Here is an 18,225-nt window from a genome sequence, read left to right as displayed (position 1 = left end):
GGCTCCGGGCGGCTGACACGGGGCAGGGAGCGCATCATTCCTGCTTCGCCTGAGCCGCTGCGCGCGCTCATCAAGCCGCGCTGACGCGTCCGACAGCCTCGCCCCACAAAGGCAGGCGGGGGCCGCTGATGGTGGACTGTCCTCGCTCTCGTTAGTGTGGAAGCTCAGGACCTTTTCCCATTTTCCCTTTTTCCCCTCAGCTTTCCCAAGGAGAACCACATGGCCATCGAATCCAAACTGCCTACCCGCGCCAATCCCGGTCCCGCACAGTCCAGTGGCGACGCCACCAACCGCGCCGCCCGCAGCGACCACGTGGAAGCGCGCGAAACCAGCACCGACAACGCCAACAAGGAAATCGCCAAGCCCGAATTCGACATCGTCCAGGACGATGCCCGCGCGCCGCGCTGAGTCTGCCACCGAGTCTTCGACTCGGTTTGCCAGGCTTGCCGCCGATGTTCATTGACGCCAGACCAGCCCATTCAAGGAGTAACCCATGCGCGCATTGCTCTACCATTCCGCCCATGACGTGCGGGTCGAAACGGTCCCCGACCCCATCATCCAGGAAGCCGACGACATCATCCTGAAGGTCACTGCCACCGCCATCTGCGGCTCCGACCTGCACCTCTATCGCGGCAAGATTCCTGCCACCGAAGCAGGCGACATCCTCGGCCATGAATTCATGGGGGTCGTGGTGGAGACCGGGCCGGGCGTAAAGCGGCTCAAGAAGGGCGACCGTGTGGTGGTGCCCTTCGTCATCGCCTGCGGCCAATGCTTCTTCTGCGACCAGCATCTCTACGCCGCCTGTGAGACGACCAACCCGGATCGCGGTGCGATCATGAACGGCAAGGGCATCCACTCGGGAGCGGCCATGTTCGGCTACAGCCACCTCTATGGCGGCATGCCGGGCGGACAGGCCGAGTACGTGCGCGTGCCCAAGGCCGACGTCGGACCCATCCGCATCGACTCGCCGCTGGCTGATGAGCAGGTCCTGTTCCTGAGCGACATCCTGCCCACCGGCTATCAGGCGGTGAAGAATGCCGGGGTGCGTGAGGGCTCCACGGTAGCCATCTACGGTGCCGGTCCGGTGGGCCAGATGGCGGCCGCGTGCGCCCGCATGCTGGGCGCGGAAAAGATTTTCATGGTCGATCACCATGACTATCGCCTGCGCTTCGCTGCCGAGCAATACCATGCGATTCCGATCAATTTCGACCAGGTTGATCCGGGCGAGACCATCATCGCCAATACCGCCGGCCGGGGTGTGGATGCGGTGATCGATGCGGTCGGCTTTGAAGCCAAGGGCAGTGTGGTTGAAACCGCGATGACCAACCTCAAGCTCGAAGGCAGCAGCGGCCAGGCACTGCGCCACTGCATTGCCTCGGTGCGGAGGGGCGGCACGGTGAGCGTACCGGGTGTGTATGCCGGCTTCATCCACGGTTTCCTGTTCGGCGACATCTTCGAGAAGGGGCTCACCATCAAGACCGGCCAGACCCACGTGCAGCATTACATGCCAGAGCTGCTGGCCAGTATCGAGGACGGCTGGCTGCGCCCCGAGGCCATCATCACGCACCGCCTGCCGCTGGAGGAGGCCGCCGAGGGCTACCGGATCTTCAATGAAAAGCGCGAGGAATGCCGCAAGGTGGTGCTCACTGCCTGAGCATGCCGGGCATGCTGCTGGAGAGGGAAGCGACCGGGTGATGCCGGTCGCTTTTTTCTGGTCCTCACACGGGAGGGAATTTCATCCGTCCCTTCGAACGAGCGACTTCTGCTCATCTTTTTCGAGGTTCATCCGTAGTGAATAAGGGCCCAGACAAGGCTTGATAGCGCCTCAGGAGCGGGGTTTTGGTGGTCTTGGTGGAAAGGGGAGGCTGGCGAGCACTGGCTCGCATTTTTGTGGTGAAAATGTCACGCCGTGATATAAAAATCCCAATGCTGCAAGTTTCATTTGCTGGTAAGACCTTTGTGTGCGTAAATACTGCAAAATTTATGAAATATATGACATAAAGTTGGCTCAATCTCATAATTATTTGAATATTTTTCATATTTTTCGTTACGCACACCACTCGGAAAGCCAATGAAGGCCTTGTCAGACATGAAAATCGGCGTGAAGCTGAGCTTGGGGTTCGCCAGTTTGTTGGTGATGATGCTGGTCCTCGTGGGGGTGGCCATGCTCGGGATCAATGGCCTGCGCAGCTCCATCGAACGCGCCAACGAAGTCCAGAACGAAAGCCTGGCGCCCCTCTACGTGGCCCGCGAGGCGCTGGACCAGACCGGTATCGCTGCCCGCAATGCCTACGTCTTCCTCAGCGACGCCGATGCGCAATCCGAACTGAAGATCGTCGACGAACAGAAGGCGGTCTATCTCGCCGAGCTGCACAAGCTGGAATCGCGCCTGGCCGGCAATGCCCATTTCGCACCGGTGCGCACGGGCCTGCTGCAGATGGCCGATGAACTCAAGCGCCCGCGCCAATACCGCGAGAGCGGGGCGATGGAGGCTTATCGCAGTTTCCTGGTCAATGATTGCAGCCCGCTGCGCCGCAAGATCGTGGCCGACATCAACGTCCTCATCGGCGACATCGCCGGCCAGAGCACGGACGCCGGCCTGGCCGCAGAGCAGTCGGCCACTGCCGCCCTGCGGCTCATCGCCGTGCTGGCGGCCCTTGCCGTCGTTATTGCGGTGGCGGTGGCCTTCACCATCACACGAGGCTTGCTGCGCCAGCTCGGCGGCGAGCCGGCCTATGCAATGGCCATCGCCCAGCGCATCGCACATGGCGACCTGGCCGTGGAGGTCGCCACCCGCAGCGGCGACCGCAGCAGCTTGCTGCATGCCCTGCGCATGATGCGCGACAGCCTGGCCGGCATCGTCGGGCAGGTGCGCCAGGGGACCGATGCGATCGAACGCGCCTCCTCCGAGATTGCCTCCGGCAACGTCGACCTGTCGGCCCGCACCGAACGCCAGGCCAGCTCACTGGAAGAGACCGCCAGCGCCATGGAGGAGATCACCTCGGCCGTGCGCCAGAGTGCGGCCAATGCGGCGCAGGCCAATGAGCTGGCGGCCTCGGCCTCGGGGGTCGCGGTCAAGGGCGGGCACATGATGGGCGAGGTGGTGGCGACGATGGAAGACATCCATCAATCCTCGGTGAAGATCGTGGACATCATCAGCGTGATCGATGGCATCGCTTTCCAGACCAACATCCTGGCCTTGAACGCAGCCGTGGAAGCGGCGCGCGCCGGCGAGGGCGGGCGCGGCTTCGCGGTGGTGGCCTCGGAAGTGCGCACGCTGGCCCAGCGCAGCGCGGCAGCCGCCAAGGAGATCAAGGAACTGATCGGCGCCTCGGTCGCCAAGGTCGAGAGCGGCAGCGGCCAGGTCAAGGACGCCGGACAGACCATGGAAGAGATCGTGGCCAGCGTGCGCAAGGTGACCGACGTGATCGCTGAAATCAGCCTGTCCAGCCGTGAGCAAAGCGAGGGCATCGAGCAGGTCAATGACGCCATCGGCCACATGGATGAAGCGACCCAGCAGAACTCGGCGCTGGTGGAGCAGGCTGCTGCAGCGGCCGAGGCGCTGACCTCACAGGCCGGTGCGCTGGCACGGCTGGTGTCCACCTTCAAGCTGGCGCCGGCGGCGCAGGTGATGGGGTGATCCGTGCTGCTTGAAAACCCTGACAACGCCGTTCATGCAGACTTTTCCGTGCCGGCCCGATTGCCACAAGACGAAGGCGCTCGTCTGGCCGCGCTGCAGGGCTATTGCGTACTCGATACCCTGCCCGACAAGACCTGCGACCAGATCACCGAGCTGGCGCGCTCGCTCTTTGGCGTGGAGATCTCGCTGGTGTCGCTGGTGGATGAAGAGCGACAGTGGTTCAAGTCGCGCGCCGGCTTGCCTGCCCATGAAACCCCGCGCTCCATGTCTTTCTGCGCCCACGCCATCCTGTCGGGCGGTAGCCTGGTGGTGCTCGATGCCCAGCAGGATTCACGCTTTCGCGGCAACCCGCTGGTCACCGGTGCGCCGCGCATCCGCTTCTATGCGGGCGCGCCGCTGGTGTCCTCGCAAGGCCATGCGCTGGGCACGCTCTGCCTGATCGATCCGCATCCGCGCCAGCGCTTTGGTCCGGCCGAGGTGGCCAGGCTGGAACAGCTCGCCGCCATGGTCATGGAGCGCCTGGAGCAGTTGCGCAACCGCGGCTATACCGACCATGTGACGGGTTTGCCCAATCGCGCCCGCCTCATGGAAGTGCTGCGCACACGGCCGCACGCCAGGGGCGCTGCCGGGCTGCCCTGTGCGGCGCTGGGCGTGGACATCTGTTCGCGTGAATATTTGTTCGATATGGTCAAGGCGCTGGGCTGGGATTATGCCGAGGCCTTCCTGGTGCAGGTCAGCCGTGCCCTGTGCGAGGCGCTGGGCGGGCAGCCGGTGTACCGGGTCACGACCACGACCTTCGTCTTCCTCGACGAGAGCACCACCGCGCAGCGGCAGGAACACATCGCCAACGTTCGCCAGCAGTTCGTGCAGGCCCTCGAAATCCACGGCATTCCCCATCAGCTCGACATTGCCATTGGTGTGTTGCCGGCCGTGGATGACATCGCCGGTAGCGACGTGGTGCGCTCGCTGCTGACGGTCATCGATGTGGGGCGCGAGGAAGGCGTCTGTCCGCGCCAGTTCGAATCGATCCATGCGGAAAACCAGCGCCACGCTTTCTGGCTGCTCTCGGCATTGCCGATGGCCTTCAATGCGTCCAATGAACTGAGCCTGCATTACCAGCCCAAGGTCCGCTTGCGCGACGGCAGCTGTGTCGGCGCCGAAGCCCTGATTCGCTGGGTTCACCCGGTGATGGGCAACATCTCCCCGGCAATCTTCATCGCGCTGGCAGAGAAAACCGCCCAGATCCGCCAGATCACGGCCTGGGTGGTACGCCATGCGGTGGCCCAGGTCGCGGCCTGGCAGGCGCGCGGTCTGGCGGTCCCGATTGCGATCAACACCTCGGCGCGTGACTTCGAATCCGACGACATCCTGCGCCTGCTGGCCGCGCAGTTGAAGCAGCACGCGGTCTCGCCGGGATTGATCGAGATCGAATTCACCGAGAGCTCCATGGCCAGCAATCCGGAAGGGGTGCGCCAGCGCCTGGAGTCGCTGCGCGAGCTGGGGGTGAAGGTGGCCATCGATGACTTTGGCAGCGGCTTTTGCAACCTCTCCTACCTCAAGAGCATCCCGGCCGACATCATGAAGATCGACCGCTCCTTCATCCGCAGCCTGGAAGAGGACCAGGCCGACCAGGTGATCGTGCCTTCCATCATCCATCTGGCACACCAGCTGGGCTTTTGCGTGGTGGCCGAAGGGGTGGAAAGCGAGCGCACGGCCAGGATCCTGCATCACCTGGGCTGTGACATCGCCCAAGGCTATGCGATTGCGCGGCCGATGCCGGCCGACGAACTGGAGCAGTGGCTGGGGATGGAGCCATGAGGGCCGCTGGCGCCGCAGTGCTGCGGCAGGCAATCCGCGCCCTGCCCGGGGCGCGGCGCTTACGGCAGGTTCGATTCCAGCAGTTGCAGCGACAGGATATCGGTGGCCAGGGCGGCCAGTTCTTCGAGGGCCTGCCGTTCGTGGGCGCGCAGGATGCGCGGTTCGGTATCGATGACGCACAGGGAACCGAAAGCGCGGCCCTGGTACATCAGGCGGATGCCGGCATAGAAGCGGATGAACGGCGAGCCCGTGACCATGGGATTGTTGACGAAGCGCGGATCCTTGGTGGCGTCGGAGACGGTGAAGATCTCCTCCTGCATCACGGCGTAATTGCAGAAGGCCCACGAGCGCGGCGTGGAGCTGATGTTCAGGCCATGTGCCGCACGGAAGATCTGCAGCTCCGAGGTCAGGAAAGTGACCAGGGCAATGGGGACGTCCAGCAATTCGCTGGCGAGCCATGTCAGGCGATGAAAACGGGCCTCGGAATGTGTGTCTTCCATTGTCTGTTCAACGAAGCGCGCACGCTCGGCTTCATTCGCGCTGACCGGATAAGGCACTTCGATCTGGGGCACGACGGGGCCGGCCGCGGGCTCGGGTTGTTTCACTTCACGATGGCCGAGCAAGGTCATGACCGAACTCAGCCGGGTGCGTCGGTGGCCCCCGGGTGTCTTCCAGGAGGCCAGCATGCCGCTCTCCATCCACATCTGGGCGGTGGTGATCGACACGCCCAGCAGCCGGGCTGCTTCCCGCGAGGTCATCGCCGGGTCGCTGGGAGGTGTTTGGTTGTCATCAGAGGGTGCTGCGCGACCCATTTGATTGATCCTTGTAAAAGTATAACTGCGCGCGGACGAATTTTTATATTTCACATATTTAATATTTTAAAAATGGCAGAAATGCAACGAAAGTCAGTATTTTTAATATCTTTCACTTTTCGTTAGCGCTGCTCTGTGCAAAATATGAAATAGGCAGATATCCGTACGGTAGCGAGGGGAGCTTACGCCATCCTTGTTGTCGATGAATTCTCGCTATGCGGGAATGATTCATCGTTGTTTTGAAGGTGTTGACGTTGGTACCAAGCGGGCATTGTAGTGCCCATTGCGAAATGATGTCGGACAAGGTCTGTGGTTCTGACGGGAAGCTGACTTGCGTCAAGCCTTGGGGCCTGATCCGTCGCAGAAAACCCGACGCGGTCGCAGGCGGCAGGGAAAACCAGGGAAGAAATGGGCAAGCGAGAAAAACCGGCAGCGACTTCTCATCGAATGAAAATTTGTGTCGCCGGCAGGACCTACGTGGTGGAAAGCCGGCCGCTGGACGCGGCCCGCGAGCAACGCTGTTACGTGTACCGGGTCTGGAGCGACGGTGTACTGGTGAAGGATTGGACCGAGGGCAACATGGCCGACTTCTTCGGCATGCTGCCTGAGGCTGGCAAGGAATAGAACGCAACTGCTCCGGCGCACCTCCGCGCCGGATCGCTGTCCCGCCTTCTCATCCCCCCGAGAAGGCGTTAGCCCTGCTTCGCAAGAAGCAGGGCTTTTTTTGCCGCTTCGCAGCGCAGTCGGTGGCAATGTATGAACCAATCTCATTGATCAATGAGATCAAATCATTTTTATTCATGGATGGCCCGTCATAGAATTCGGCCAGAACATTGACCGACAAGGGGCGCAGACACATCATGAGCAACGACTTCTCATTCGCCATCAAGAGCATCTGTTTCGACGAGGACTACCGTCCCGCCGACAACACGCGCATCACCACCAACTTCGCCAACCTGGCCCGGGGCGCAGAGCGGCAGGCGAACCTGCGCAATACCTTCCGCATGATCAACAACCGCTTCAATGCGCTGGCGCACTGGGACAATCCCAAGGCCGACCGCTACGCCGTGGAGCTGGACATCGTCTCTGTGGAAATGGGGATCGCCGGACAGGATACGGCTCATGCGCTGCCGCTCATCGAAGTGCTCAAGACCAACATCGTCGATCACCACACGGGTGAGCGCATCGAGGGTATCGTCGGCAACAATTTTTCGTCGTATGTGCGCGATTACGATTTCAGCGTGGTGCTGCTGGAACATACCAAGCAGCAGTCCGGCTTCAGCGTCCCCGATCATTTCGGCGAGCTGCATGGCAATCTGTTCAAGCGCTTCGTCGCCTCACCCGCCTACCGCGAGCACTTCAGCAAGCCGCCCGTGATCTGCCTGAGCGTGGCCAGCAGCAAGACCTATCACCGCACCGGCAATGTCCATCCGGTGCTGGGTGTGGAGTATCTCCAGAATGAAAGCTCGCTCACCGATGCCTACTTCGCCAAGATGGGGCTGGCGGTGCGCTACTTCATGCCGCCTGACAGCGCCGCGCCGCTGGCCTTCTATTTCAGTGGCGACCTCCTGCGCGACTACACGAACCTGGAGCTGATCAGCACCATCAGCACGATGGAGACCTTCCAGAAAATCTATCGTCCGGAGATCTACAACGCCAATTCCGCTGCCGGCAAGACTTACCAGCCCAGCCTGCAGAACGAAGACTATTCCATGACGCGCATCGTCTATGACCGCGAGGAGCGCAGCCGCCTGGCGGTCCAGCAGGGGCGCTTCGCCGAAGAACATTTCATCAAGCCGTACCGCGCCGTGCTCGAACAGTGGTCGGCTGCTTGTGCCCGTTGATTTTTCCTCCACCAGGTTCTCCATCGTGAAAAAACTTTTGCCCACCTCCACCGCCGGCAGCCTGCCGAAACCCGCCTGGCTGGCCGAGCCCGAAAAACTCTGGTCGCCCTGGAAGCTGCAAGGCGAAGAACTGCTCGATGCCAAGCGCGATGCGTTGCGCTTGTCGTTGCAGGAGCAGCAGCATGCCGGCATCGATATCGTCAGTGATGGCGAGCAGACGCGCCAGCATTTCGTGACCACATTCATCGAGCATCTCGACGGTGTGGATTTTGCCAAGCGCGAGACAGTGCGCATCCGCAATCGCTATGACGCCAGCGTACCCACGGTAGTGGGTGCGGTGTCGCGCCAGAAGCCGGTGTTCGTCGAGGATGCGCGCTTTTTGCGCAGCCAGACTGACCAGCCGATCAAGTGGGCGCTGCCCGGCCCCATGACCATGATCGACACGCTCTATGACAGCCACTACAAGAGCCGCGAGAAACTGGCCTGGGAGTTTGCCGTGATCCTCAACCAGGAGGCGCGCGAGCTGGAAGCGGCGGGCGTGGACATCATCCAGTTCGATGAGCCGGCCTTCAATGTCTTCTTCGATGAAGTCAACGACTGGGGTGTGGCCACGCTTGAGCGCGCCATCGAGGGACTCAAGTGCGAGACCGCCGTGCACATCTGCTATGGCTACGGCATCAAGGCCAACACCGACTGGAAGAAGACGCTGGGTTCCGAGTGGCGCCAGTATGAGGAGACGTTCCCGAAGCTGCAGGCATCCAATATCGACATCGTCTCCCTGGAATGCCACAACGCGCGCGTGCCCATGGACCTGATCGAACTCATTCGCGGCAAGAAGGTCATGGTCGGTGCCATCGACGTGGCCAATCACGCCATCGAGACGCCCGAGGAAGTGGCGGCGACCTTGCGCCGGGCCTTGCAGTTCGTGGCGGCGGACAAGCTCTATCCGAGTACCAATTGCGGGATGGCGCCGCTGCCGCGTGATGTGGCGCGGGGCAAGCTCCATGCCTTGAGTGCGGGGGCGGAGATGGTGCGGCGTGAGTTGCAGGTATAGTTGCAACGTGAACCTTACCTGATGAAAGGAAAATGACCACCGGAAACGGTGGTCATTTTTCTTTGGATCGCGTGTCTTGCTGCGCCGTGTTCTGCGCCGTATCAAGCGGAAAAGAGCCTGCAAGGAGCGTACGCGTCTTTCAGCGGGAGGGAGTCACATCCCGCACCAGCCTGATCCCGACCAAGGTATAGCGCGTAGTGGGGGTATTCCAGTTCCGGAATGCACACCGCGCATACAAGGCCCACGTATGCCACGAGCCCCCGCGCCGTACTTTGGTCTGACCGCTTGCCGGCCCCTGCGGGTCTGCCAATGGCGAGCGTGCGTAGGTGTCTTCTCCATACCAGTCTGCAGTCCACTCCCAGGCATTGCCGACCATATCATGCACCCCGAAGGCGTTCGGCGGGAAACTGTCGACCGGGGAGGTGAAGGCGAAACCATCATGGCCCTTGAGCGCATGGCCCGCCAGGCGCGGCCAGTAGGGTGCTGCATCGGCATCGAAGGTATTGGCAATGAAGCTGAGGCCCTCGGGATCATCGCCATTGGGATAGCGTGTGGTACTGCCTGCGCGGCAGGCGTATTCCCATTCGGCTTCCGTCGGCAGACGGTAGTGTGCCTTTTCCTTTTCACTCAGCCATGCGGCCAGGGCTTGTGCGTCGTTCCAGGTGACGTTGAGCACCGGATGATCGTCGCCCTGGGGAAAGCCTGGAGTCTTCCAGCTGTATTGCGGGTTGCGCCCTTCGAAGGCGTCCTTGCGCTCGGTCTTCTCAGGGTCATAGCCGGGGTTGTAGCCATAGCCTCCCGTCTGGTCGCGGATGGATTCGGGAACATAGCCGGACTGCGCCACGAATCTGGCAAACTGGCCAACGGTGACCAGGTGCTTGCCGAGATAAAACGGACGGGTGATGCGCACCTTGTGGCGCGGCCGCTCGTCGTCGAGATCGCGCAGGCGGCGCTCTTCATAATCCGGATAGGCTTGTTTGAGCGACGCGAGGGATTCATCGGTGCCCATCAGGAATTCTCCCGCCGGGATCAGGACCAGTTGCATGCCGATGGCGTTTTCCATCGTCGCGGGTAGTGGCGGTCTTTCCTCGGCGCACGCGCATTGCACGGTCGCGCTAAACAATATCGCCAGCAAGCTGATGGTGCCGTGTTTCAAGTCATCCCCCTGATGTCGGCTGCTGCTTCCCTGTTGACGTTGCAACGAGGAGTTCAATTCGTTGCCGCCTGCGCCAGATCCCCCTGGATGGCAATCGATTCTATCGCAAACGACAGAAGGGGCTTGCTGGCCTCGTGCAGCATGAGGACGGGCTTTGATATTGAATAATTACCTCTGCAATCATGGGAGGATGGCGGGCCGGGCTGTGAATGGTTCCGCGAATTGAAAAAATAGGTCAAAGTCTCCAGGTGTCAGTGACAAGCTTGTTGGATTGTATTCGCGGGTTCTCTAGCAGGAGGCATCAAGCGCTATTTCTTAAGCGTCCGGCGTGGCTATGCTCCTCGAGCAGAGATCGCGTACGGCCTTGGAATAGGAAACGCGCGATGCCTTGCATCGGGCGGCTGCGTTGCTGTAAAACCTGTCAACCTATTTCAGGACTGGATGCAACATGGAATTAAGACAACTCCGCTATTTCATACGGGTCGTTGAGTTGGGAAGCATGGGCCGAGCTGCAGCGGACCTGGGGGTAGTCACTTCTGCACTCAGTCAGCAAATCAGCCGGCTGGAGGGCGAACTCTCTACCCGTCTGTTGCGACGTACGACGACCGGCGTTGTCGCGACCGACGCAGGTTTGGCATTCTGGCACCAGGCACAACTGGCGCTGCGGCATGTCGACGAGGCAAGCCGGGCCGCGCAGAACGCGCGCATGTCCGGGCATGTCAGTGTCGGCTTTGCGCCAACCACGGCATCGGTGTTGGCGCTGGCCTTCATGAGCAGCTTGCGTGCCCGCTACCCTGACATCCGTTTGCACCTTGTCGAAAGCCTGTCGGGTAACTTGGCCGCCATGCTCAATGCGCGGCAACTGGATCTCGCCATTCTGTTCGAGACAAACGCAGGCAAGCGCCTGACTGCCACGCCTCTTTTGCACGAGCGCCTCTTTCTGGTCGGTTCCCATCAGCTCGCTGGCATGCCCAAGGTCAACAAGATCCATCTCAAGGATATCGGCACGTTGCCGCTGGTGATGCCTAGCGGGACCCATGGGTTGCGGGCGGTTGTGACAAAGGCCTTCACGCAGGCCAAGTGCGAGCCCAACATCGTCGCCGAGATTGATGGCTTGGCGACCCTCATGGACGTTGTCCGGACGGGGCTGGCAGCGACGATTCAGCCCGGCGCCGCGGCCTCACGTCTCCACGGATCCGAAGTTCGGCTCGTACAGGTGGCCGACAAGGGAGTGCGTCGGACCAATTTGCTGGCCAGCCTGCCAGAGGATGAATTGTCGCCGGCTGCATTGGCTACCCGCATCGTGCTGAGGGACGTCGTGCGCGAACTATTGACCGGGTCCCATTGGTTGGGAGCAAGTCTTCACGAATCATGAACGCGGCTTGTCGGGCTGACGACTACCGAAGCTGATACGGTCCACCTAGAATCGCCTCTTGAAACGGAGGCAAGCGATGGTAGACGTACTGGTTGTTGGAGGCGGCAATGCGGCACTGTGTGCGGCGCTCATGGCCCGGGAAGCAGGCGCATCCGTCTTGCTGCTTGAGGCATCGCCACGTGAATGGCGTGGTGGAAATTCTCAGCACACGCGCAACCTGCGCTGTATGCATGACGCGCCACAGGACGTGTTGGTCGACGCCTATCCCGAAGAGGAATACTGGCAGGATCTGCTCAAAGTCACCGGCGGAATCACCAATGAAAAATTGGCACGCATCGCCATCGTGGCATCGTCAAACTGCCGCGACTGGATGCGCCGGCATGGCGTGCATTTCCAGCCACCACTGTCTGGTGCGCTGCATGTAGCCCGTACCAACGCCTTTTTCATGGGCGGAGGCAAAGCCCTGGTGAATGCCTACTTCCGTAGCGCAGAAAGACTGGGCGTACAGATCCGCTACGATACACCGGTGGTGTCCGTCGAACTCGATGGCGACCGCTTTGCTGCCGTGCGCACTGCCAAGGGTGAACGAATCACCGCAAAAAGCTGCGTGCTGGCGGCAGGCGGCTTCGAATCCAATCGCGCATGGTTGCGCGAAGCCTGGGGCCAGAACGCCCGTGGCGAATGGCCCTCCGACAATTTCCTGATTCGCGGCACGCGCTTCAACGAAGGCGTGCTGCTCAAATACATGATCAATGCCGGAGCCGATGCGATCGGCGACCCGACACAAGCCCATATGGTGGCAATCGACGCACGCGCGCCGCTCTATGACGGCGGCATTTGCACGCGGATCGATTGCGTCTCGCTTGGCGTGGTCGTCAATCGTGACGGTGAACGCTTCTATGACGAAGGGGAGGACTTCTGGCCCAAGCGCTACGCCATTTGGGGGCGCCTGGTGGCGCAGCAGCCAGGTCAGATCAGCTACTCCATCATCGACCAGACAGCCATTGGCCGCTTCATGCCGCCGGTCTTTCCTGGCACCACAGCCAACACGCTTCCCGAATTGGCACAGAAGCTCGGACTGCCCGAGCAGGCCTTCATCAAGACAGTGGACGACTACAATGCCGCCTGCCGTCCTGGCCACTTTGACCACACTGCGCTCGATGACTGCCGCACTGAAGGTCTCACTCCCCCAAAAACGCACTGGGCGCGCCCCATCAGCACGGCGCCGTTTTATGGCTATGCCCTCAAACCTGGTGTCACCTTCACTTACCTGGGCTTGAAGGTCAATGAGCATGCCGCCGTGCATTTCGGCGGCCGACCCAGTCCCAATCTGTTCGTGGCCGGGGAAATGATGGCGGGCAATGTGCTTGGCAAGGGATACACCGCCGGCGTTGGCATGGCCATCGGTACGGCCTTCGGACGCATCGCTGGCACGCAGGCGGCCGCTGCCGCAAAGAGAGTTGAACATGCAACAGCTTGAAGCCCTGACCCGACAAGCCTGCGAGCAGGCCTCAGGGGGGTATGCCGTGATCCCGATCCTGAGCGCGAAGGAGGCCGAGGTCGAGCGCCAGATGAAGATCTGCAATTCCTGCCGCTACTGTGAAGGCTTCTGCGCGGTGTTCCCGGCAATGACGAGGCGGCTGGAATTTGGCAAGGCTGACATCAATTACCTTGCCAATCTCTGTCATAACTGTGGTGCCTGTTTGCATGCGTGTCAGTACGCACCGCCGCATGAATTCGCCGTCAATGTACCGCAGGCCATGGCCAAGGTGCGCGTTGAGACCTATGCCGATTATGCCTGGCCGCCTGCTCTTGGGGCGCTATACAAGCGTAACGGACTGTTCCTCGCGCTCGCGTTGGTCGCAGGGTTGACACTGTTCCTGATGCTTGCCGCCTGGTTGCAGGGCTCGCTGTTGCGCGCACCTTCCGGCGCCAATTTCTATTCCATTTTTCCGCACAAGCTGATGGCAGGTTTGTTCGCGCCAATCTTCTTGCTTGCACTACTGAGTCTGAGCCTGGGTGTGCGGCGTTTTTGGAAGGACATCTCACCGGGAGCCGCCACGGCGGAGGCTGTGGGAGACGCCGCAGACAAGGTGCTGAGACTGAAATTCCTGGACGGCGGACATGGGGAAGGGTGCAACAACGCCAATGACAGTTTTACGTTGGCGCGGCGCCGCTTTCACCATTTCACGTTTTACGGTTTCCTGCTGTGCCTGGCGGCTACCAGCGTGGCGACGTTGTACCACTATCTGTTCGGCTGGGAAGCACCCTACGGCTTCACCAGTTTGCCCAAGCTGTTGGGCATCTCAGGTGGCGTTTCTCTGCTGATCGGCACTACCGGTTTGTTTGCTTTGAATTTGCGCCGCCACCCGTTGCAGGGGGATACAGCGCAGCGCCCCATGGACCGTGGTTTCATCGCCTTGCTGTTCCTTACGGCAGCGAGCGGCCTGATGCTGATGCTCTCGCGCGGAACCCCCGCACTGCCGCTGACCTTGTGTGTGCACCTGGGCGCTGTCATGGCGCTGTTCGTCACCTTGCCCTATGGGAAGTTCGCCCATGGCATTTTCAGAAGCGCTGCTCTTCTCAAGTGGGCAATCGAGAAGCGCCAACCGAATTCATTAAAACTAAGCGACGACTAAATGCCTGACACGGCCAGTTTGCGTGATGCGTCAGCTCTGCTCATGAAAAGACCCGTGACATAACTTATAAAATATTTGGAGGCAAATACAATGACAATAAAAGACACCAATAGGGATGGCGCAGGTTCTCGACCCTCGTCAAAAATCGGCGCCGTACTGCGTGTCACCAGTGGAAACTTTCTGGAGCAATTCGACTTCTTCCTTTTTGGCTTCTACGCAAACTATATCTCCAGGATTTTCTTCCCAAGCGATAACGAATTCGCGTCCCTGATGCTGACTTTCGCGGTGTTCGGTGCCGGTTTCTTGATGCGGCCGCTGGGTGCGATCATATTGGGTGCTTACATCGACAAGGTAGGCCGCCGCAAAGGCTTGATTGTCACGCTCTCGATCATGGCGAGCGGTACGGTGCTCATTGCGCTGGTGCCGGGATACGCATCAATCGGTTTGTTCGCACCGTTGCTGGTGCTGATCGGCCGCTTGCTTCAAGGCTTCTCGGCCGGGGCGGAACTGGGTGGCGTATCGGTCTACCTGGCGGAGATTGCCACCCCTGGCCGCAAGGGCTTCTATACTGCCTGGCAATCGGCTAGCCAACAGGTCGCCATCGTGATGGCGGCTGCGCTGGGATTCGGCTTGAACCACTGGCTGTCTCCAGGGGAGGTGACGGCATGGGGGTGGCGTATCCCGTTCCTGATCGGCTGCGCGATCATTCCCGTTATCTTCATGTTGCGCAACACCCTGGAGGAGACCGGCGAGTTCCAGGCGCGTCGTCACCATCCTGATATCCAGGAGGTGTTTCATTCGATGGTCAAGAATTGGCGTACGGTGCTCACAGGGATGCTCTTTGTCGCGATGACGACCACCACTTTCTACCTGATCACCGTCTACACACCAACCTTTGGTCGCAGCGTGCTGCACTTGGGCGCGGGCGACAGTTTGTTGGTGACGCTTCTCGTGGGATTGTCCAATTTCGTCTGGCTGCCGATTGGCGGTGCACTATCCGACCGCATTGGCCGCAAACCTATTCTGGTCGGCATTTCCTTGCTTGCGCTGCTGACAGCTTATCCCGCGATGTCGTGGTTGGTGGCCAACCCCAGCTTTGGACACCTGCTTGCGGTGTTGCTGCTGTTCTCTTTCTATTTCGGGATGTATAACGGTGCCATGGTCGTAGCGCTGACGGAGGTCATGCCTGTGAACGTCAGAGTGGTAGGCTTCTCACTCGCCTTCAGCCTGGCAACCGCCGTCTTTGGGGGATTTACACCCGCCATTTCCACGTATCTGATCGATGTGACGTCCAATAAAGCGTCGCCCGGACTTTGGATGAGTTTCGCTGCGCTATGTGGGCTCACCGCTACTTTGATCTTCTGTCGACGCGGTGGAGCAGTGAGTCGCGTTGTGCAGTGAAACTCAGGCGCGACGCTTGGCCTCAATGGAAAAGATGTCCGCAATGCGCTGGCGGTGAGCGCTTCTGCCGCCGATTGCGGACATCGCTACGATTACTGTTCGATATTGAGAAGGCCACCGCAATGGTGGCCTTTTCATTGGCGCTGACGCTGTTGCCACTGTGCTTTTGATACGCCATCGATGAGTCCGACTGGCTTTCATCGGGTCGACAGGCCTTATTTCGGAAATGCAGACTCCATTCTTGTTGATCGGCTCACCAGCTGGTCTCCCTCTCCGCCGTAGAGGAAATCTTGTGAATGGCCAGGTCGGCCCCTTCAAACTCCTGCTCCGGATCCAGCCGTATCCCCACCGCCTTCTTCAGCAAGCCATAGATGATCCATCCGCCCGCTGCTGCAATGGCGATCCCCATGAGGCTGCCGATGAGCTGCGACATGAACGACACGCCACCGCGTCCGCCCAGCGCCTGCAAGCCAAAGATACCCGCCGCCAGTCCGCCCCACAGGCCGCACAGGCCGTGCAGCGGCCACACGCCCAGCACATCGTCGATCTTCCACTTGTTCTGGGTGCGGGTGAACATCCACACGAAGATCGCCCCCGCAATGCCGCCGGTGACCAGCGCGCCCAGCGGATGCATCAGGTCCGAGCCCGCGCACACCGCCACCAGGCCGGCCAGCGGGCCGTTGTAGGCGAAGCCGGGATCGTTGCGGCCCATCAGCAGCGCCACCAGCGTGCCGCCGGCCATGGCCATGAGCGAATTCATGGCGACCAGGCCATTCATCTTGTCCAGGGTCTGCGCGCTCATCACATTGAAGCCGAACCAGCCCACCGTCAGGATCCACGCGCCCAAGGCCAGGAAAGGAATGTTGGACGGCGGATGCGCCGCCACCGCGCCTTCCTTGCTGTAGCGGCCACGGCGTGCACCCAGCAGCAGGACCGCCGGCAGCGCAATCCAGCCACCCACGGCGTGGACCACGATGGAACCGGCGAAATCATGGAACTCTGCACCGAAGGTGGTCGCCAGCCAGGCCTGCACGCCCAGGTGCTGGTTCCACGCGATGCCCTCGAAGAAGGGATAGACCAGGCCCACCAGCACGGCCGTGGCGATCAACTGCGGATTGAATTTGGAACGCTCGGCGATGCCGCCGGAGATGATGGCCGGGATGGCTGCCGCAAAGGTCAGCAGGAAGAAGAACTTCACCAGCTCGAAACCGCTGCGCTCGGCCAGCGTCTCGGCGCCGGCAAAGAAGCTCACCCCATAGGCCACGTAATAGCCGATGAAGAAGTAGACGATGGTCGATACCGCAAAGTCAGCCAGGATCTTCACCAGGGCATTGACCTGGTTCTTCTTGCGCACCGTCCCCAGTTCCAGGAAGGCAAAGCCGGCATGCATGGCCAGGATCATGATCGCCCCCAGCAGGATGAAGAGGGCGTCTGCGCCGTTTTTGTGATCGTCCACCAGAAAATCTCCCAAAAAGTGTGCAAGGAAATGCGTGAAAGCCACGACTAAAGCAATTTCCGTTCCATTTTGGTGAGAAATGCGCAGTGCATTGATTTGAAAAGACTTTTTCGGTGCGTCAGCTATGCGTCAGGCACCGACACGCACGAACTCCGTGCATGTCGGTGCCGGTCGGTTGTAGTCGGCTGCATTTTGGTGCGTGGGCAGTAAAGCCTTGCCTGCCCAGCGTCGCTTATTGCCGAGTCGCCTTGGGCAGTGCGTCAATGAAACCCTCAATGAGCTGCGCCACCGCCTCCGGATCTTCCAGCGGTGACAAGTGGCCCACGCCAGGAAGGACGCGGAGGGCGGCCTGGGGAATGCGCGGCAAAAGCTCTGCCTGCAGCGTCGCGATCCTGTCGACCTGATCCTGCTCGCCCGAGATGACCAGCGTGGGGACTTCGATGGCAGCGACATCGGCCGTGATGTCCTCCGCCATCGCCACGTTGGGCCAGGCGAGCTTGGCCTGGGGTGCAGCCTGCAGGCTGTCCTCGATGACCTGTGCGCGGCGCGCGGCCGTGAGGGGCTTTGCGGTCAATACATGGTCGAGCACGAACTCCACCGATTCGCGCGACTGGTAGGCGCCTGCCAGCATGGCCCGCTGTTCCGCCGAAAGCAGCATGGGCGAGGGCGGAGATGGTGCCACCAGGATCAGCCCTTCAAGCCCGTGCGGCCGGCGCGAAGCCATCAGCTGTGCCACCTTGCCACCCATGGAGTGGCCCACCAGAACATAGCGCTGCAGTCCCAAGGCGGCAATGACGCCCTCGGCATCGGCGGCCAGGTCGGCAATCCGGTAGCCCTCGGCGGGCGCTGCAGAGCGGCCCCAGCCGCGATGGTCGGTGGCGACGATGCGGCAGCGCTGCGCCACTTGTGCGGCTACCGCATCCCAGGTGCGGGACGAACCGCCGTAGTAGTGCAGGAACACCAGCGCCAGTTCGCCGCTGCCCTGCTGGGCAACGTGGATGCGTGTTCCGTTGGTTTCGATATGCATGTG

The 18,225-nt window shown here is 60.9% G+C and carries 15 protein-coding genes; 11 read left to right on the top strand and 4 right to left on the bottom strand.

The window, feature by feature from the left end:
- Positions 1 to 219 precede the first annotated feature (219 nt).
- The 4 genes from CEJ45_RS18235 (at position 220) to CEJ45_RS18220 (ending at position 5,458) form a co-directional block, all read left to right on the top strand.
- The gene (locus CEJ45_RS18235; protein ID WP_088756450.1) at positions 220 to 408 is read left to right on the top strand and encodes a hypothetical protein; all 189 of its coding nucleotides are present in this window, start codon (positions 220 to 222) and stop codon (positions 406 to 408) included.
- 85 nt (positions 409 to 493) lie between these two features.
- The gene (locus CEJ45_RS18230) at positions 494 to 1,654 is read left to right on the top strand and encodes a zinc-dependent alcohol dehydrogenase (protein ID WP_088756449.1); all 1,161 of its coding nucleotides are present in this window, start codon (positions 494 to 496) and stop codon (positions 1,652 to 1,654) included.
- Between the two features lie 417 nt (positions 1,655 to 2,071).
- Positions 2,072 to 3,640, top strand: coding sequence for a methyl-accepting chemotaxis protein (locus tag CEJ45_RS18225; RefSeq protein WP_088756448.1), 1,569 nt, complete (start codon positions 2,072 to 2,074; stop codon positions 3,638 to 3,640).
- 48 nt (positions 3,641 to 3,688) lie between these two features.
- Positions 3,689 to 5,458 carry a sensor domain-containing phosphodiesterase gene (locus tag CEJ45_RS18220; RefSeq protein ID WP_241517371.1) on the top strand — a complete coding sequence of 590 codons (1,770 nt, stop codon included), beginning with the start codon at positions 3,689 to 3,691 and terminating at the stop codon, positions 5,456 to 5,458.
- Positions 5,459 to 5,517: 59 nt separating this feature from the next.
- Here the strand turns inward: CEJ45_RS18220 and CEJ45_RS18215 are convergent, their stop codons facing one another.
- On the bottom strand, positions 5,518 to 6,270 hold the full coding sequence (locus CEJ45_RS18215) for a GAF domain-containing protein (protein ID WP_088756446.1): 753 nt from the start codon (positions 6,268 to 6,270) through the stop codon (positions 5,518 to 5,520).
- A 447-nt stretch (positions 6,271 to 6,717) separates the two neighbouring features.
- Between CEJ45_RS18215 and CEJ45_RS18210 the strand changes: the two genes are divergently transcribed.
- From CEJ45_RS18210 to CEJ45_RS18195, 3 genes are all read left to right on the top strand, one after another.
- On the top strand, positions 6,718 to 6,894 hold the full coding sequence (locus CEJ45_RS18210) for a hypothetical protein (RefSeq protein WP_229296907.1): 177 nt from the start codon (positions 6,718 to 6,720) through the stop codon (positions 6,892 to 6,894).
- A 236-nt stretch (positions 6,895 to 7,130) separates the two neighbouring features.
- Positions 7,131 to 8,114, top strand: a complete 984-nt coding sequence (locus tag CEJ45_RS18200; RefSeq protein WP_088756443.1) for a DUF1852 domain-containing protein — start codon at positions 7,131 to 7,133, stop codon at positions 8,112 to 8,114.
- Positions 8,115 to 8,139: 25 nt separating this feature from the next.
- Entirely contained in the window at positions 8,140 to 9,168 is a 1,029-nt protein-coding gene (locus CEJ45_RS18195; protein WP_088756515.1) for a methionine synthase, read from the top strand.
- A 139-nt stretch (positions 9,169 to 9,307) separates the two neighbouring features.
- Here CEJ45_RS18195 and CEJ45_RS18190 read toward each other — a convergent pair whose 3' ends face one another.
- Complete coding sequence (locus CEJ45_RS18190) at positions 9,308 to 10,207, bottom strand: formylglycine-generating enzyme family protein (protein ID WP_420913309.1); 900 nt, start codon at positions 10,205 to 10,207, stop codon at positions 9,308 to 9,310.
- A gap of 565 nt (positions 10,208 to 10,772) precedes the next feature.
- On the opposite strand from CEJ45_RS18190, the gene CEJ45_RS18185 reads away from it, so the two are divergent.
- From CEJ45_RS18185 to tcuC, 4 genes are all read left to right on the top strand, one after another.
- Positions 10,773 to 11,699, top strand: coding sequence for a LysR family transcriptional regulator (locus tag CEJ45_RS18185; protein ID WP_088756441.1), 927 nt, complete (start codon positions 10,773 to 10,775; stop codon positions 11,697 to 11,699).
- 76 nt (positions 11,700 to 11,775) lie between these two features.
- On the top strand, positions 11,776 to 13,179 hold the full coding sequence (tcuA, locus tag CEJ45_RS18180) for an FAD-dependent tricarballylate dehydrogenase TcuA (RefSeq protein WP_088756440.1): 1,404 nt from the start codon (positions 11,776 to 11,778) through the stop codon (positions 13,177 to 13,179).
- On the top strand, positions 13,166 to 14,338 hold the full coding sequence (gene tcuB, locus CEJ45_RS18175) for a tricarballylate utilization 4Fe-4S protein TcuB (RefSeq protein ID WP_088756439.1): 1,173 nt from the start codon (positions 13,166 to 13,168) through the stop codon (positions 14,336 to 14,338). The genes tcuA and tcuB overlap by 14 nt, the downstream gene beginning before the upstream one ends.
- 90 nt (positions 14,339 to 14,428) lie before the next feature.
- Positions 14,429 to 15,739 (top strand): MFS transporter, encoded by a 1,311-nt coding sequence (gene tcuC / locus CEJ45_RS18170; protein ID WP_088756438.1) that lies wholly within the window; start codon positions 14,429 to 14,431, stop codon positions 15,737 to 15,739.
- Positions 15,740 to 15,992: 253 nt separating this feature from the next.
- Here tcuC and CEJ45_RS18165 read toward each other — a convergent pair whose 3' ends face one another.
- Both CEJ45_RS18165 and CEJ45_RS18160 read right to left on the bottom strand, forming a co-directional pair.
- Positions 15,993 to 17,195: an ammonium transporter gene (locus CEJ45_RS18165; RefSeq protein ID WP_088756514.1), complete on the bottom strand. Its 1,203-nt coding sequence runs from the start codon at positions 17,193 to 17,195 to the stop codon at positions 15,993 to 15,995.
- A gap of 232 nt (positions 17,196 to 17,427) precedes the next feature.
- Positions 17,428 to 18,222, bottom strand: coding sequence for an alpha/beta fold hydrolase (locus CEJ45_RS18160; protein WP_088756437.1), 795 nt, complete (start codon positions 18,220 to 18,222; stop codon positions 17,428 to 17,430).
- Positions 18,223 to 18,225: the final 3 nt, after the last annotated feature.

Origin of the sequence: Herbaspirillum aquaticum, assembly GCF_002213425.1 — a bacterium.
Taxonomy (GTDB): domain Bacteria; phylum Pseudomonadota; class Gammaproteobacteria; order Burkholderiales; family Burkholderiaceae_D; genus Herbaspirillum; species Herbaspirillum aquaticum.
The sequence above is the reverse complement of the archived record's forward strand: the minus strand, read 5'-3'. Positions and strand labels throughout refer to the sequence as shown.

What these genes read in the sequence shown, in the direction of transcription:
- CEJ45_RS18210 (WP_229296907.1), top strand. Translation starts at nt 6,718, where the DNA reads ATGAAAATTTGTGTCGCCGGCAGGACCTACGTGGTGGAAAGCCGGCCG.
- tcuB (WP_088756439.1), top strand. Translation starts at nt 13,166, where the DNA reads ATGCAACAGCTTGAAGCCCTGACCCGACAAGCCTGCGAGCAGGCCTCA.
- CEJ45_RS18185 (WP_088756441.1), top strand. Translation starts at nt 10,773, where the DNA reads ATGGAATTAAGACAACTCCGCTATTTCATACGGGTCGTTGAGTTGGGA.
- tcuA (WP_088756440.1), top strand. Translation starts at nt 11,776, where the DNA reads ATGGTAGACGTACTGGTTGTTGGAGGCGGCAATGCGGCACTGTGTGCG.
- tcuC (WP_088756438.1), top strand. Translation starts at nt 14,429, where the DNA reads ATGACAATAAAAGACACCAATAGGGATGGCGCAGGTTCTCGACCCTCG.
- CEJ45_RS18225 (WP_088756448.1), top strand. Translation starts at nt 2,072, where the DNA reads ATGAAGGCCTTGTCAGACATGAAAATCGGCGTGAAGCTGAGCTTGGGG.
- CEJ45_RS18160 (WP_088756437.1), bottom strand. Translation starts at nt 18,222, where the DNA reads ATGCATATCGAAACCAACGGAACACGCATCCACGTTGCCCAGCAGGGC.
- CEJ45_RS18200 (WP_088756443.1), top strand. Translation starts at nt 7,131, where the DNA reads ATGAGCAACGACTTCTCATTCGCCATCAAGAGCATCTGTTTCGACGAG.
- CEJ45_RS18215 (WP_088756446.1), bottom strand. Translation starts at nt 6,270, where the DNA reads ATGGGTCGCGCAGCACCCTCTGATGACAACCAAACACCTCCCAGCGAC.
- CEJ45_RS18230 (WP_088756449.1), top strand. Translation starts at nt 494, where the DNA reads ATGCGCGCATTGCTCTACCATTCCGCCCATGACGTGCGGGTCGAAACG.
- CEJ45_RS18235 (WP_088756450.1), top strand. Translation starts at nt 220, where the DNA reads ATGGCCATCGAATCCAAACTGCCTACCCGCGCCAATCCCGGTCCCGCA.